At 71.0% G+C, this 15,330-nt stretch carries 12 protein-coding genes; 5 read left to right on the forward strand and 7 right to left on the reverse strand.

Annotated elements, in window-relative coordinates; all coding sequences use genetic code 11:
- Positions 1–80: 80 nt before the first annotated feature.
- Positions 81–413, reverse strand: a complete 333-nt coding sequence (locus tag ACIOC0_RS25645) for a hypothetical protein (protein WP_351096946.1) — start codon at positions 411–413, stop codon at positions 81–83.
- A gap of 96 nt (positions 414–509) precedes the next feature.
- Positions 510–1,427, reverse strand: coding sequence for a heme o synthase (locus tag ACIOC0_RS25650; protein ID WP_351096948.1), 918 nt, complete (start codon positions 1,425–1,427; stop codon positions 510–512).
- Between the two features lie 447 nt (positions 1,428–1,874).
- Here ACIOC0_RS25650 and tkt point away from each other — a divergent pair, with 447 nt between their 5' ends.
- The 5 genes from tkt to pgl are packed head-to-tail and all read left to right on the forward strand — an operon-like array spanning position 1,875 to position 8,642.
- Positions 1,875–3,962, forward strand: a complete 2,088-nt coding sequence (tkt, locus tag ACIOC0_RS25655) for a transketolase (RefSeq protein WP_402157848.1) — start codon at positions 1,875–1,877, stop codon at positions 3,960–3,962.
- Between the two features lie 34 nt (positions 3,963–3,996).
- A complete protein-coding gene (gene tal / locus ACIOC0_RS25660) occupies positions 3,997–5,115 on the forward strand; it encodes a transaldolase (protein ID WP_402157851.1) in 1,119 nt (372 codons plus the stop codon).
- Positions 5,116–5,128: 13 nt separating this feature from the next.
- Positions 5,129–6,658 carry a glucose-6-phosphate dehydrogenase gene (gene zwf, locus ACIOC0_RS25665; RefSeq protein WP_402158214.1) on the forward strand — a complete coding sequence of 510 codons (1,530 nt, stop codon included), beginning with the start codon at positions 5,129–5,131 and terminating at the stop codon, positions 6,656–6,658.
- Entirely contained in the window at positions 6,655–7,863 is a 1,209-nt protein-coding gene (gene opcA, locus ACIOC0_RS25670; RefSeq protein ID WP_402157852.1) for a glucose-6-phosphate dehydrogenase assembly protein OpcA, read from the forward strand. The genes zwf and opcA overlap by 4 nt, the downstream gene beginning before the upstream one ends.
- Positions 7,860–8,642 carry a 6-phosphogluconolactonase gene (gene pgl, locus ACIOC0_RS25675; protein ID WP_402157854.1) on the forward strand — a complete coding sequence of 261 codons (783 nt, stop codon included), beginning with the start codon at positions 7,860–7,862 and terminating at the stop codon, positions 8,640–8,642. Before opcA ends, pgl begins: the two co-directional genes overlap by 4 nt.
- Positions 8,643–8,730: 88 nt before the next feature.
- Here pgl and ACIOC0_RS25680 read toward each other — a convergent pair whose 3' ends face one another.
- From ACIOC0_RS25680 to ACIOC0_RS25700, 5 genes are all read right to left on the reverse strand, one after another.
- Entirely contained in the window at positions 8,731–9,570 is an 840-nt protein-coding gene (locus ACIOC0_RS25680; protein WP_130437377.1) for a carbohydrate ABC transporter permease, read from the reverse strand.
- A complete protein-coding gene (locus ACIOC0_RS25685; protein ID WP_402157855.1) occupies positions 9,567–10,925 on the reverse strand; it encodes a carbohydrate ABC transporter permease in 1,359 nt (452 codons plus the stop codon). The genes ACIOC0_RS25680 and ACIOC0_RS25685 overlap by 4 nt, the downstream gene beginning before the upstream one ends.
- A gap of 6 nt (positions 10,926–10,931) precedes the next feature.
- A complete protein-coding gene (locus tag ACIOC0_RS25690) occupies positions 10,932–12,260 on the reverse strand; it encodes an ABC transporter substrate-binding protein (RefSeq protein WP_402157857.1) in 1,329 nt (442 codons plus the stop codon).
- Between the two features lie 37 nt (positions 12,261–12,297).
- Positions 12,298–13,923 (reverse strand): alpha-amylase family glycosyl hydrolase, encoded by a 1,626-nt coding sequence (locus ACIOC0_RS25695; protein WP_402157860.1) that lies wholly within the window; start codon positions 13,921–13,923, stop codon positions 12,298–12,300.
- A gap of 138 nt (positions 13,924–14,061) precedes the next feature.
- Entirely contained in the window at positions 14,062–15,330 is a 1,269-nt protein-coding gene (locus ACIOC0_RS25700) for an ABC transporter substrate-binding protein (protein WP_402157861.1), read from the reverse strand.

Genomic DNA, 15,330 nt, shown 5'->3' on the forward strand with positions numbered 1-15,330 from the left:
TTCCCCCGGCTAACGGGCGAACCGCGGTTCAGGTCGCGGGCGGCCGCGGGAGTGGGCGGCGAACGCTCCCGCCCCGGGGGTCAGCCGTTGGACGGGCCGCCCACCTGGATCCCCGCCATCCGGGTCCACTCGTACGGCCCGGTCCTGACCTTGGCCGCGAACTCGCCGTCGAAGGACTCGTGGGCGGTGATGCCCGACTTCTCGACGGCCTTCCGGGCGATCTCGACCGAGGGGGCCACCAGGTCGCCCCAGCCGCCGTCCTCGCCGACGAGGACGATCCGGGCGCCCCGCTCGCCGATGTACGCGACCTGGCCCTCGGCCCCGCCGTGCTCCTTGGAGAAGGCGCCGATCCGCTTGGCCAGCCGGGCCGCCGTGCGCTCGGCCTTCGCCTCAACCTGCTTGCTGTCTGCCATGGTCAGGATGCTACCGACGGGTAGGCGGAACGGCGACGGCCGGGGTGCGTGGCCTTGACCACGCACCCCGGCCGTCATGATCCGCCGGACGGGCGCTCAGCGCAGGAAGGGGTCCACCGCGACCGCCACGAACAGCAGGGAGACATAGGTGATCGACCAGTGGAACAGCCGCATCTCCTTCAGCTTCCCGCCCGTCACCTCGGCCTTCGCGCGGTTCTGCAGGGCGTGCGCCTCCCACAGCCACCAGCCGCCGGCGGCCAGGGCGACCGCGGTGTAGAACCAGCCGGTGTAGCCGAGCGGCGTCAGCAGCAGCGAGACGGCGACCATCACCCAGCTGTAGATCACGATCTGCTTGGCGACGGTCTTGTTGGAGGCGATCACCGGGAGCATCGGCACGCCCACGCGCGCGTAGTCGTCCTTCACCTTCATGGACAGCGGCCAGTAGTGCGGCGGCGTCCAGAAGAAGATGACGGCGAAGAGGATCACCGGCGCCCAGGACAGCGAGTTCGTCACGGCAGACCAGCCGATCAGCACCGGCATGCAGCCCGCGATGCCGCCCCACACGATGTTCTGCGACGTGCGCCGCTTGAGGATCATCGTGTAGACGACGACGTAGAAGAGGAGTGCCCCGAGGGCGAGCCAGGCGGACAGCCAGTTGACGGTGAGGCCGAACAGCAGGGTCGAGACGACGGCCAGCGTGACGCCGAAGGCGAGGCACTCCCGGGGACTGACCATGCCGGTGACCAGCGGACGCTGCGAGGTGCGGTCCATCAGCGCGTCGATGTCGCGGTCGATGTACATGTTCAGCGCGTTGGCGCCGCCCGCGGACAGGTAGCCGCCGACGGAGGTGAGCAGGACCAGCCCAAGGTCCGGGACACCCTGCTGCGCCAGGAACATCACCGGCACGGTGGTGATCAGCAGCAGTTCGATGATCCGCGGCTTGGTCAGCGCCACGAACGCCTTGACACGGGCCCCGAACGGCCGGTGGCTCGGGCTCTGGCTCGTCCCGATCATCCCTACTGGACGGGATTCAACGGCCGTCACGCACACCCCTGACAGAGACTCCCAGCGAGCCTGCCGGTGTGAAGTCCCGTTAAAGGCTCGCGCGTACCACGCCACTGTAGACGTTGCCCATACTTCGTCCTTCGCGGGGGTCGGTCGTGTTGACGGGGGCCGGCCCGAGGGGGCGCCGGGGGTGTTCGAGGGGGTCGCTCATCAGTGCCCGCGTGGCTCGATTGAGCAGTCGGATGAGCGGCTCCGTATTCATGTGTCGACAGGGGAAACGGCCCGGTCGGGAGGCGGATGCCGACGCGGCCCGGCAGTCTGGAATGACGCGAAAAAGGCGCCTCCTCTCAGGGGTAGGCTCGACAACGGCCGGTGCGCGCACAGCGCATCGGCAGCCGGTGGGCGCGCGCCCGCAACAGCCGGTATTCGACATGTGGAGAGGAGCCCTGACTCAGGGTGAGCACCAAGCCGACCACCACAGACCTCGAGTGGACCGAGTGGGACCAGCGGGCCGTGGACACCGCCCGCATCCTTGCCGCAGACGCCGTACAGAAGGTCGGCAACGGCCATCCCGGTACGGCGATGAGCCTGGCGCCCGCCGCCTACACCCTCTTTCAGAAGGTGATGCGGCATGACCCCGCCGACCCGAACTGGGTCGGCCGCGACCGCTTCGTGCTGTCCGCGGGCCACTCGTCCCTGACCCTCTACACCCAGCTGTACCTGGCCGGTTTCGGCCTGGAGCTGGACGACCTGAAGGCGTTCAGGACGTGGGGCTCGAAGACCCCCGGCCACCCGGAGTACGGCCACACCGTGGGCGTGGAGACGACGACCGGTCCGCTGGGCCAGGGCGTCGCCAACGCCGTCGGCATGGCGATGGCCGCCCGCTACGAGCGCGGCCTCTTCGACCCTGAGGCCGCCGAGGGCGAGTCCCCCTTCGACCACTTCGTCTACTGCATCGCCGGTGACGGCTGCCTCCAGGAGGGCATCTCCGCCGAGGCGTCCTCGCTGGCCGGTCACCAGAAGCTCGGCAACCTGGTGCTGCTGTGGGACGACAACCACATCTCGATCGAGGGCGACACCGAGACCGCCGTCTCCGAGGACACCGCCAAGCGGTACGAGGCGTACGGCTGGCATGTGCAGCGCGTCGCCCCGAAGCCGGACGGCGACCTCGACCCGCACGCCCTCTACGACGCGATCGAGGAAGCGAAGAAGGTGACGGACAGGCCGTCCTTCATCGCGATGCGCTCGATCATCGCCTGGCCCGCCCCGAACGCGCAGAACACCGAGGCCGCGCACGGCTCGGCGCTCGGCGACGACGAGGTCGCGGCCACCAAGCGCGTCCTCGGCTTCGACCCGGAGCAGACCTTCGAGGTCTCCGACGAGGTCATCGGCCACACCCGCGAGGCGCTGAAGCGCGGCGCCGAGGCGAAGGCCGAGTGGGAGAAGTCGTTCCAGCAGTGGCGCGACAACAACCCCGAGCGGGCAGCCGAGTTCGACCGGATCGCCGCGGGCGAGCTGCCGGCCGGCTGGGAGGAGAAGCTCCCGGTGTTCGAGCCCGGCAAGGCCGTCGCCACGCGCGCCGCGTCCGGCAAGGTGCTCCAGGCGCTCGGCGGTGTGATCCCCGAGCTGTGGGGCGGCTCCGCCGACCTGGCCGGCTCCAACAACACCACCATCGACAAGACGTCGTCGTTCCTGCCCGCCGGCAACCCGCTGCCCGAGGCCGACCCGTACGGCCGCACGGTGCACTTCGGCATCCGCGAGCACTCCATGGCCGCGGAGATGAACGGCATCGCCCTGCACGGCAACACCCGTGTCTACGGCGGCACGTTCCTGGTGTTCTCCGACTACATGCGCAACGCCGTGCGCCTGTCGGCCCTGATGCACCTGCCGGTGACGTACGTGTGGACGCACGACTCCATCGGCCTCGGCGAGGACGGCCCCACCCACCAGCCGGTCGAGCACCTCGCCTCGCTGCGCGCCATCCCGGGCCTCAACATCGTGCGCCCGGCGGACGCCAACGAGACCGCGATCGCCTGGCGCGAGATCCTCAAGCGCTGGACGAAGGAGTTCGGCAAGGGCGCCCCGCACGGTCTGGTGCTGACCCGTCAGGGCGTGCCGACGTACGAGCCCAACGAGGGCGCGGCGCGCGGCGGTTACGTCCTGCTGGAGGCCGAGGGCGGCGACGCCCAGGTCATCCTGATCGCCACCGGTTCCGAGGTGCACGTGGCCGTCGAGGCGCGTGAGCAGCTTCAGGCCGACGGTGTCCCCACCCGCGTGGTGTCGATGCCGTCCGTGGAGTGGTTCGAGGAGCAGGACCAGGGGTACCGGGACAGCGTGCTGCCGCCGTCGGTGAGGGCCCGCGTCTCGGTCGAGGCGGGCATCGGACTGACCTGGCACAAGTACGTCGGGGACGCCGGCCGCATCGTTTCCCTGGAGCACTTCGGTGCTTCGGCCGACGGCAAGGTCCTCTTCCGCGAGTACGGCTTCACTGCCGAGAACGTCGCCGCGCAGGCGAGGGAATCCCTGGCCGCGGCCCAGCGCTGACGCCCCATACACGACACGTAGGAGATGTAATTCCATGACAGACGCACTCAAGCGCCTCTCCGAGGAAGGCGTCGCGATCTGGCTGGACGACCTGTCGCGCAAGCGGATCACGTCCGGCAACCTCGCCGAGCTGATCGACCAGCAGCACGTCGTGGGCGTCACCACCAACCCGTCGATCTTCCAGAAGGCGATCTCGCAGGGCGACGGCTACGACCAGCAGCTGTCGGACCTCGCCTCCCGCAAGGTCACGGTCGAAGAGGCCATCCGCATGATCACGACGGCGGACGTCCGTGACGCCGCCGACATCCTGCGCCCGGTCTTCGACGCCACGGGCGGCCAGGACGGCCGGGTCTCCATCGAGGTCGACCCGCGGCTCGCCCACCACACCAAGCCGACGGTCGCCGAGGCCAAGCAGCTGGCGTGGCTGGTCGACCGGCCCAACACGCTGATCAAGATCCCGGCCACCATGGGCGGTCTGCCCGCGATCGGCGAGGTCATCGGCCACGGCATCAGCGTCAACGTCACGCTGATCTTCTCCCTGGAGCGCTACCGCCAGGTGATGGACGCCTACCTGAGCGGCCTGGAGAAGGCCAAGGAGCGCGGCCTGGACCTGTCGAAGATCCACTCCGTGGCGTCCTTCTTCGTGTCCCGTGTGGACACCGAGATCGACAAGCGGCTCGACGCGCTCGGCACCGACGAGGCCAAGGCCGCCCGCGGCAAGGCCGGCGTCGCCAACGCCCGGCTCGCCTACCAGGCGTACGAGGAGGTCTTCTCCTCGGAGCGCTGGCTGGCGCTGGAGAAGGCGGGCGCCAACAAGCAGCGTCCGCTGTGGGCCTCCACCGGCGTGAAGGACCCGGCGTACAAGGACACGATGTACGTGGACGAGCTGGTGGCGCCGAACACGGTGAACACCATGCCGGAGGCGACCCTGTTCGCCGTCGAGGACCACGGCGAGATCACCGGCAACACCATCGCCGGCACCTACGAGCAGGCCCGCGCCGACCTCGACGCGGTCGAGAAGCTCGGGATCTCCTACGACGAGGTCGTGCAGCTGCTGGAGGAAGAGGGCGTCGAGAAGTTCGAGGCGTCCTGGAACGACCTGCTCAAGTCGACCGAGGCGGAGCTCCAGCGCCTCGCCCCTTCGGAGGACTGAGGACTTGTCATCGATCCCCGGTTCCGGAGCCAATCCGCTCCGTGACCCCGCAGACCGACGGCTCCCGCGTATCGCGGGGCCGTCGGGCCTGGTCATCTTCGGCGTCACGGGCGATCTGTCGCGCAAGAAGCTGATGCCCGCGGTGTACGACCTCGCGAACCGGGGTCTGCTGCCGCCGGGTTTCTCGCTGGTCGGGTTCGCCCGCCGTGAATGGGCCCACGAGGACTTCGCTCAGGAGGTCCACGACGCGGTCAAGGAACACGCCCGCACCCCCTTCCGCGAGGAGGTCTGGCAGCAGCTCATCCAGGGGATGCGCTTCGTGCAGGGCACCTTCGACGACGACGACGCCTTCGAGCGGCTTCGGGCGACGATCGAGGAACTGGACAAGGCGCAGGGCACCGGCGGCAACTTCGCCTTCTACCTGTCGGTGCCCCCGGGCGCCTTCCCGGTGGTCATCCAGCAGCTGAAGAAGCACGGGCTGGCGGACCAGACGGGCGGCCACTGGCGGCGCGCGGTCATCGAGAAGCCGTTCGGCCACGACCTGAAGTCGGCCGAGGAGCTCAACGAGATCGTCCACGAGGTCTTCGCCCCGGACCAGGTCTTCCGCATCGACCACTACCTGGGCAAGGAGACCGTCCAGAACATCCTGGCGCTGCGCTTCGCCAACACGATGTTCGAGCCGATCTGGAACCGGTCCTTCGTGGACCATGTGCAGATCACGATGGCCGAGGACATCGGCATCGGCGGCCGGGCCGGCTACTACGACGGCATCGGCGCGGCGCGTGACGTCATCCAGAACCACCTGCTCCAGCTGATGGCCCTCACGGCCATGGAGGAGCCGGCCTCCTTCGACGCGGACGCGCTCGCCGCGGAGAAGACCAAGGTGCTCGGCGCCGTCCGGCTGCCGAAGGACCTCGGGCGCGACACCGTGCACGGCCAGTACGCGGCAGGGTGGCAGGGCGGCGAGAAGGCCGTCGGCTATCTGGAAGAGGACGGCATCGACCCCAAGTCGAAGACCGACACCTATGCGGCCATCAAGCTCGAGGTCGACAACCGCCGCTGGGCGGGCGTCCCCTTCTACCTGCGCACCGGCAAGCGCCTCGGCCGCCGGGTCACCGAGATCGCGGTGGTCTTCCAGCGGGCCCCGCACTCCCCCTTCGACCACACGGCGACGGAGGAGCTGGGCAAGAACGCGATCGTCATCCGCGTCCAGCCCGACGAGGGCGTGACGGTCCGCTTCGGCTCCAAGGTGCCGGGCACCTCGATGGAGATCCGGGACGTGTCCATGGACTTCGCCTACGGCGAGTCCTTCACGGAGTCCAGCCCCGAGGCGTACGAGCGCCTCATCCTGGACGTCCTTCTCGGCGACTCCAACCTCTTCCCGCGCACCGAGGAGGTCGAGCTGTCCTGGAAGATCCTCGACCCGATCGAGGAGTACTGGGACAAGAACGGCAAGCCCGCCCAGTACCAGGCAGGCACCTGGGGACCCGTCGAGGCGGACGAGATGCTCGAACGAGACGGACGGAGCTGGCGCCGGCCATGAAGACAGACCTCACGGACACCACGGCCAGCAAGATCAACAAGGCGCTGGTCCAGGGCCGCCGGGCGATCGGCACACCGGCCGTGGGCATGGTGCTCACGCTGGTCATCGTCACCGACGAGGAGAACGCGTACGACGCGCTCAAGGCGGCCGGCGACGCCTCGCACGAGCACCCCTCGCGCACGCTCGTGGTGATCAGGCGGGTCTCCCGCTCCCCCCGCGACCGCACCCGGTCCCGGCTGGACGCGGAGGTGCGGGTGGGCGCGGAAGCGGGCACCGGTGAGACGGTCGTGCTGCGGCTGTACGGGGAGGTGGCCGACCACGCTCAGTCGGTGGTGCTGCCCCTGCTGCTCCCGGACGCGCCCGTCGTCGTGTGGTGGCCGGTCAACGCGCCGCTCGACCCGGCCCAGGACCCGCTGGGCGCGCTGGCCCAGCGCCGGGTCACCGACACCTACGCCGCCGAGCAGCCCGTACGGGACCTGGCGGCCCGCTCCGAGGCCTACACCCCCGGCGACACCGACCTGTCGTGGACCCGGATCACGCCCTGGCGTTCGATGCTGGCGGCGGCCCTGGACCAGGTCACCTGCAAGGTGGAGTCGGTCGAGGTGGAGGGCGAGGAGTTCAACCCGAGCTGCGAGCTGCTGGCGATGTGGCTGGGCGACCGTCTTGGCGTCCCCGTAAAGCGCTCGCTGTCCGCCGGGCCGGGACTCACGGCGGTGCGCATGTCCACCGACTGCGGCCCGATCGCGCTGGACCGGGCCGACGGCTCGCTGGCGACGCTCTCCATAGAGGGCCAGCCCGACCGCGCGGTGGCGCTCAAGCGCCGGGACACCGCCGAGCTGATCGCGGAGGAGCTGCGGCGGCTGGACCCGGACGACACGTACGCCTCGGCGCTGCGGTTCGGTGTGGAGCGGCTGGCGGCGGGACAGACCACGCCGGCGGCCCGGGCGGAGCGGGCGGAGGCCGGCTCGGGCTCCAGCTCGGGCTCGGGCTCTAGCTCGGGCTCGGGCTCGGGTGAGCCTGCTTCGGGTGATGCGGCTTCAGAGGAACCGCGTCCGGCTTCTGGTGAGCCGGCTGCCGATGGTTGCGCCGAAGGTGAGCCGGCCGCCGTCGACACTCCCGTGGAGGAGGCCGCGAAGGCGCCCGCCCAGCAGGCGGCCAAGAAGACCGCCCGCAAGGCCCCGGCGAAGAAGGCGGCGGCGAAGTGAGCGCCCCTCAGCTCGTCGTGCACCGCGACAAGGAACTGATGGCGCAGGCCGCCGCCGCCCGCCTGATCACGAAGATCGTGGACGCGCAGGCCTCCCGCGGCCACGCCTCCGTGGTCCTCACCGGCGGGCGCAACGGCAACGGCCTGCTGGCCGCACTGGCGACCGCGCCCGCCCGGGACGCCATCGACTGGTCCCGGATCGACCTGTGGTGGGGCGACGAGCGCTTCCTGCCCGAGGGCGACCCGGAGCGCAACGTCACGCAGGCCCGCGAGGCCCTGCTGGACTCCGTGCCCGTGGACCCGAAGCGCGTGCACGCCATGCCCGCGTCGGACGGTCCCCACGGCGCCGACGTGGAGGCCGCCGCCGAGGCCTACGCCGAGGAACTGGCCCGCGCGGCCGGACCTGAGAACCACGGCGCCGTGCCCACCTTCGACGTCCTGATGCTGGGCGTCGGCCCGGACACCCATGTGGCCTCTCTCTTCCCGGAGCTGCCGGCCGTACGGGAGACCGAGCGCACGGTGGTCGGCGTGCACGGCGCGCCCAAGCCGCCGCCGACCCGTATCACGCTGACTCTCCCGGCGATCCGCGCGGCCCGTGAGGTGTGGCTGCTGGCGGCCGGCGAGGACAAGGCGCGGGCGGCGGCGATCGCCCTGTCGGGCGCGGGCGAGATCCAGGCCCCGGCGGCCGGCGCGCGCGGCCGCGCGCGCACGCTGTGGCTGCTGGACTCGGCGGCCGCCTCCGAGCTGCCCAGGGCGCTGTACCCGCCGGCCTCGCCGTGAGGCCCGGGGCCTGAGCACGGGTCGACGGGTGAGGGCGGCGGACCGACACGGTCCGCCGCCCTCACCCGTCTTCGCATGCGCGGCGGGCTCACTTCACCGAGCCCGCCATCACCCCCTGCACGAAGTGCTTCTGGAAGGCGAAGAACACCGCCACCGGCACCACCAGCGACAGGAACGCGCCCGGCGCGAGCACGTCGATGTTGCTGCCGAACTGCCGTATCTGGGACTGGAGGGCGACCGTCAGCGGCTGTGAGGAGCTGTCGGCGAAAAGCAGCGCCACCAGCATGTCGTTCCACACCCACAGGAACTGGAAGATGGCCAGGCTGGCGAGGGCGGGCCGCCCCACGGGGACGACCAGCCGGGTGAAGATGCGCCACTCGCTGCCGCCGTCCATGCGGGCCGCCTCCAGCATCTCCTTCGGGATCTCCACGAAGTAGTTGCGCAGCAGGAACACCGCGAACGGCAGCCCGTAGGCCACGTGGAACAGCACCACTCCGGGGATGGTCCCGAACAGGCCCAGCTGGCCGAAGAGTTTGGCGACCGGCAGCAGGCCGATCTGCACCGGCACCACCAACAGCGCGACCACGACGAGGAAGACGGCGTCCCGGCCGGGGAAGTCCAGCCAGGCGAAGGCGTATCCGGCGAGCGCCGCCAGCACGACGACGAGCACGGTCGTGGGCACCGAGATCAGCACGGTGTTCCAGAACGCCTGGGTGATGCCGGCGTTCCCCAGCAGCGACGCGTAGTTGTCGAAGGACAGTTGCCCGGGACTGGCGAACACCGTCCACCAGCCGCCCTCGGCGGTGTCCTCCGCCGACCTGAGCGAGGACAGGAACAGTCCTGCCAGGGGCGTCATCCACACCAGCCCGACCAGCACCAGGAAGGCCTGCACGATCCCGCTGCCGAGGTGACGCCTGAGGGCGTTCATCGCTGACTCCTCTTGAATCGGCGGACGTTGAAGACCATCGCCGGGACGACCAGCAGCAGGAGCAGTACGCCGAGCGCGCTGCCGAGGCCCTGGTCGTTGCCGCCGCCGAAGGACACCAGCCACATCTGGGTGGCGAGCACGGTCGCGTCCTCCTGCACCGGTCCGGGCGCGATGATGTAGACGAGGTCGAAGACCTTCATCACGTTGATGACGAGGGTCACGAAGACCACGGTGAGGACGGGCGCGAGCAGCGGGACGGTGATCCGCCGGAAGATCTGCCACTCGTTCGCCCCGTCCATCCGCGCGGCCTCCAGCGCGTCCCGGGGCAGGGTGGAGAGCCCCGCGCCGATCAGCACCATCGCGAAGCCGGTCCAGATCCACAGGTACGCCCCGATGATCGCCGGTGTGACCAGGGCGGGACCGAGCCAGGAGACGCCGTCGTAGGGCTGCGCGAAGTTCGAGGCGGACAGCCGCAGTGTGTAGGAGCCGGCGTCCAGCCGGGGGAAGTCGAAGGAGCCGTCCGGGGCGGTGGTGGCGGTCGCGGCGGTCCTGCCGTCGCGTACCGCCTCGACGCGGATCCCGGGCAGCCCGCTCTCGCTGCGGTCGACCTTGCCCGGCGTCCCGCCCCCTCCGGGCGTGAAGTCGAGGTAGACCACCCCGCTCAGTCCGTCCCGGGCGGCCGGGCGGGAGGCGGCGGTGTACGCGGGCCCGGCGCCGGCGGGGAGGTCCTTGGGCGCCACGCCGACGAGGGGGAGGTGCACCGTGTCGCCCGGGGACACGGCCGCGCCGGTGCGGTAGGAGCCGTCCGGTTCGGCGGTGAGCCCCTGCCCGTCGCGGGCGCGGGCCGTCGAGTAGGCCGAGGTGTCCTGGAAGGCGTTGTGGAGGGAGACGGCGGCGGCGTTGAGCACGCCCTTGTCCGGGTCCTCGTCGTAGGCGAGGCGGAAGATGATGCCGGCGGCGAGGAAGGACACCGCCATCGGCATGAACAGCAGCAGCTTGAAGGCCGTCGCCCAGCGGATCTTCTCCACCAGCACGGCGAGGATCAGGCCCAGCCCGGTCAGCAGCGCCGGGGCCACGACCACCCAGATCGCCGTGTTGCGTACGGCCTTGAGGGTGGCGGGGTCGCGGAACATCTCGGCGTAGTTGTCGCCGCCGACGAAGCGGGTGCCGGAGGCGTCGAACAGGCTGCGGCCGACGGAGAAGAGCACCGGGTAGACGACGAGGGCGCCGAGCAGGAGCAGTGCGGGCAGGGCGAAGAGAAGGGCGACGGCCCGCCCCCGCCGCCCCGGGCGCCGGGCGCGGCCGGCCGGGGCGGCGGGCGGTGTGGCCGCCTCTTTCGCGAGGGTGGCGGTCATGTCCGGTCAGCCCTTGTAGGCCTTGGCCGCGGCGGCTTCCAGCTGGGCCGCGGTCGCCTTGGGGTCGGACGGGTCGCGCAGGAAGTCCTGGAGCAGCTTCCACTCCCCCGCACCCTTGGTGCCGCCGAACGCGGCGGGCGCCTGGTCGGACATGTCGAAGCGGACCGAGTCACCGGCGTCGACGAGGGACTTGGCGGTGGCGCGGGTGACGTCGTCGCCGTAGGAGGCGAGGTCGAGCTTCTTGTTCGGGGACAGGAAGCCGCCCGCCTCGGCCCAGACGGCGGCGGCCTCGGGGGTCGCGAGGTACTCCAGGAGGGCCATGCCCGCCTTGGCGTTCTTGCCGTCCTTGAGGACGACGGCCGCGTCGCCGCCGCTGACCACGGGGGCGTCGCCGCCGTCGACCGCCGGGAAGGGGAAGAAGTTCGCGTCCTGGCCGATCTTCCGGCCGAACTGGTCCTTGGCGACACCGGCGACGAAGTCGCCCTCGTAGACCATGCCCGCCTCGGGCTTCGGCCCGAACACCTTCTCCACCGAGCCGGGGAAGTCGGTGTTCAGCGCGCCCTTCTGGCCGCCGGCGATGAGCTGCTTGTCCTTGAAGAGTTCGCCGAGCGTGGTGAGCGCCTTGACGACGGAGGCGTCGGTCCACTTCAGCTTGTGGGCGGCGAGGGCGTCGTACTTCTCGGGTCCGGCCTGGGAGAGGTAGACGTTCTCGAACCAGTCGGTGAGGGTCCAGCCGTCCTGGCCGGCGACGGAGAACGCGGCGAGCCCGGAGTCGGAGACGGTGCGTCCGGCCTTCAGCAGGTCGGCGTAGGTGGCCGGGGGCTTGACGCCGGCCTGGGTGAGGGCGTCGGGGCTGTACCAGACGGTCGACTTGTGGGCGGCCTTGAAGTACAGGCCGTAGAGGGAGCCGCCGACGCTGCCGTAGGTCTTCCACACCGGGGCGTAGTTGGCCTCGACGGACTTGCGGGTGGTGTCGGAGAGCGGCGTGAGCCAGCCCTTGGCAGCGAACTGCTGGAGCACCCCCACCTGCGGGACCATCACGACGTCGGGGGCGTTGCCGCCCTCGATCTTGCTGCCGACGACGGTGGAGACGTTGTCCCCGGTGGACGTGAACTGGGTCTTCGCGCCGGTCTTCTCGGTGAAGGCGTCCAGGACCTTCTGGAAGTTCTTCTGCTCGCTGCCGGACCAGACGCCGGCCACGGTGACGGTCTGGCCGTTCAGCGCCTTGTCGCCGCCGCCCGCCGCGACCGGTCCCGAGCCGCCGCAGGCGGTGGCGCCGAGCGCGAGGGCGAGGGCGGTGCAGCCGGAGAGCAGGGTCGTACGTCGTCGCATCATCGTTGATGTCCCTTCGAGAGGTGGGGAGTTGACGGGTTCAGAGGTCGCTGAGCCACCAGGCCGAGGTCGAGCCGGGCAGGACGCCGGCCGGGCAGGGGTCGCTGGACAGCAGCGGGACGCCGGTGACCGGCGCGGGGGTGGGTGCCGTACCGAAGTTGACGGCGCAGATGAGGCCGTCGCCGCGCTCGAAGGCGAGGACGCCGGGCGGGGCGTCCAGCCAGCGCATGGCGCCCTCGCCCAACTGAGGCAGGGCGGAGCGCAGTTGGAGTCCGTCGCGGTACAGGTGCCAGAAGGAGCGGGTGTCGGCGAGGGCCCGGTCGGTGGCGTGCTCGGCGAAGTAGTCGGGCTGCGGCAGCCAGGGCTTGGCCCCCTCCGCGCCGGAGGTGAAGCCGAACGGCGAGGCTTGTCCCGACCACGGGAGCGGGACGCGGCAGCCGTCGCGGATGCGGGCGCGGCTTCCGGTGCGCCGGAAGATGGGGTCGGTGAGCACGTCGTCGGGCAGGTCGACGACCTCGGGCAGGCCGAGTTCCTCACCCTGGTAGATGTAGGCGGCGCCGGGCAGCGCGAGCATCAGCAGGGCCGCGGCGCGGGCGCGGGCGGTGCCCAGTCCGCTGCCGGCGGGGGCCGGTTCGCCGTAGCGGGTGACGGTGCGGACCTGGTCGTGGTTGTTGAGGACCCAGGTGACCGTGGAGCCGGTGCCGGCGATGTCCGCCATGGCCTCGGAGATGACCTTGCGGAAGGCGTCGGCGTTCCAGGGGGCGCTCAGCAGGTCGAAGAAGAAGGCCTGGTGGAGTTCGTCCGGGCGGACGTACTTCGCGTGTTCGCGGGCGGTGGGGACGGAGACCTCGCCGACCAGGAGCCGTTCGCGGCCGTCGCGTGCCGTGTACTCCTCGCAGACCGCCCGCCAGTGCCGCCACACGTCGTGCACCTCGGGCTGGTTCCAGGCGAGCGGGTTGACCGAGTCACGGGTGCGGGCGTCGGCCTCGGGGTCGTCGGAGTCGGGCAGCGAGGGGTGCTTGTAGAGGCCGGCGGCGACGTCGATCCGGAAGCCGTCGGCGCCCCGGTCCAGCCAGAAGCGCAGGACCCGGTCGAACTCGGCGGCGACCTCGGGGGTGCGCCAGTTCCAGTCCGGCTGCTCGGGGGTGAACATGTGCAGGTACCACTGGCCGGGCCGGCCGTCGGGCTCGGTGATCCGGGTCCAGGCGGGGCCGCCGAACATGGCGTGCCAGTTGTTGGGCGGTTCGGCGCCGTCGGGGCCGCGGCCGTCGGCGAAGTGGAAGCGGGCGCGGGCCGCGCTGCCGGGCGCGGAGGCGAGCGCCTCACGGAACCAGGGGTGCTCGCTGGAGCAGTGGTTGGGGACGATGTCCAGGAGCACCTTGACGCCGAGCCGGCGGGCGGCCGCCACCAGCAGGTCGAACTCGGCGAGGTCGCCGAAGAGCGGGTCGACGTCGCAGTAGTCGGCGACGTCGTAGCCGTGGTCGTGCTGCGGGGACGGGTAGAACGGGCTCAGCCAGATGCCGTCCACGCCGAGCTTCTTCAGATAGGGCAGTCCGGCCCTGACCCCGGCGAGGTCGCCGACGCCGTCGCCGGTGCTGTCCAGAAAGCTGCGGACGTAGACCTGGTAGATCACCGCGTCCCGCCACCAGCAGTACTTACTCAACATGTATGCATGTTAGGTAAGCGTGTCAGGAAGATGTCAACGAAAAGAACTCGCATCGGGGCGAGATGAGACCTACGCGTTACCTAACAAGTAACTAGGGAGGCGAGGCCTGAAGGAAGTGAAGCGCGCGGCCGGCTCTCGTCAGCGGGAGATCGCGGCGAGTTCCCGCGCCAGCCGGCGCACCGCCGCCTCGGGCGTCTCGTGCCCGGCCATGGCGTCGTGCACGACCGACTGCACGACCAGGCTGACCTGGTCGTAGCGCGCGCTCTTGGGGCGCGGCGCGGCCGCGAGCACGCTCTCGCGCAGGGTCGGCAGATAGGGGAACGCCCGGATCAGTCCGGGGTCCTCGTAGAGCGCGGCGCGCACCGGCGGCAGGGCGCCGCGGGTGAGGACCTGGCGCTGGACGGGCTCGCTGGTGAGATAGGCGATCAGCCGCGCGGCGGAGTCGGGGTGCCGTGCGTGCGTGTTCACCGCGAGGTTGGAGCCGCCCAGGACGCTGGTGCCGGGACCGTCCGGTCCTGGCAGCGGCACGGCGCCGACCTTTCCGGCGACCTTCGAGGAGGGGGCCGAGGCGGCGACGTAGGCGTAGGGCCAGTTGCGCAGGAAGAGCAGCCGGCCGTCCTGGAAGGCCTGCCTGGACTCCTCCTCCTTGTAGGTGAGGGCCCGTTTCGGTATCCAGCCCTCGCGCACGCCCCGGGCGAGGAAGCCGATGCCCTCGCGGGCGGCGGCCGAGTCCACGGTGACCCGCGCCCCCTCGTCGCCGAGGACGCTGCCGCCCGCCGAGTAGACGGCCTCGGCGGCGTTCACGGTGAGCCCCTCGTAGGGCAGGAACTGTCCGGCGTAGCCGTCGAGCCCGTGCTTCGGGGCGATGGTCCGGGCGTACCGTTCCAGTTCGGCCCAGGAGCGCGGCGGCGGGACCCCCTCCTTCGCGAGCACGTCGGCGCGGTAGAGGAGGAGGCCGGCGTTGGTGACGTACGGGACGGCGTACAGCCGCCCGTCGTAGGTCGCCGTGTCCACGACCGGCGCCAGGAAGTCCCGCAGGGGGAAGCGGTCGGCGGGCAGCGGGCGTATCCAGCCCGCGGCGGCGAACTCGGAGGTCCAGCTGACGTCGATGTTGAGGACGTCGAAGCGGCTGCGGTCACCGTCGCGCAGGTCGGTGGCCATCTGCGCGTGGGTCTCGTCGGCGGAGTCCGGAAGCTCGACGAGAGTGACCCGTTCGCCGGGGTGGGTGCGGTTCCAGCCCTGGAGCAGGGTGCCCAGGTAGCCGGTGAGGTCTCCGGCGGTGGCGAGCGTGAGCGGCCCGCGGCCCTCGCCGCCCCCCTCGTCGGCGCGGGCGCCCGAGGCGACGTACCCGGTCATGACCACGATCAGAACAAGGAGTCCCCTACCGGCGGCACGTATCCACCGCAT

It is taken from the genome of Streptomyces sp. NPDC088254 (assembly GCF_044740925.1).
In the GTDB taxonomy this organism is placed as follows: domain Bacteria; phylum Actinomycetota; class Actinomycetes; order Streptomycetales; family Streptomycetaceae; genus Streptomyces.

Coding starts and splice junctions, on each gene's coding strand:
- ACIOC0_RS25645 (WP_351096946.1), bottom strand. CDS start 413: ATGGCAGACAGCAAGCAGGTTGAGGCGAAGGCCGAGCGCACGGCGGCC.
- ACIOC0_RS25650 (WP_351096948.1), bottom strand. CDS start 1,427: ATGATCGGGACGAGCCAGAGCCCGAGCCACCGGCCGTTCGGGGCCCGT.
- tal (WP_402157851.1), top strand. CDS start 3,997: ATGACAGACGCACTCAAGCGCCTCTCCGAGGAAGGCGTCGCGATCTGG.
- opcA (WP_402157852.1), top strand. CDS start 6,655: ATGAAGACAGACCTCACGGACACCACGGCCAGCAAGATCAACAAGGCG.
- ACIOC0_RS25680 (WP_130437377.1), bottom strand. CDS start 9,570: ATGAACGCCCTCAGGCGTCACCTCGGCAGCGGGATCGTGCAGGCCTTC.
- ACIOC0_RS25685 (WP_402157855.1), bottom strand. CDS start 10,925: ATGACCGCCACCCTCGCGAAAGAGGCGGCCACACCGCCCGCCGCCCCG.
- ACIOC0_RS25690 (WP_402157857.1), bottom strand. CDS start 12,260: ATGATGCGACGACGTACGACCCTGCTCTCCGGCTGCACCGCCCTCGCC.
- ACIOC0_RS25695 (WP_402157860.1), bottom strand. CDS start 13,923: ATGTTGAGTAAGTACTGCTGGTGGCGGGACGCGGTGATCTACCAGGTC.
- ACIOC0_RS25700 (WP_402157861.1), bottom strand. CDS start 15,330: ATGCGGTGGATACGTGCCGCCGGTAGGGGACTCCTTGTTCTGATCGTG.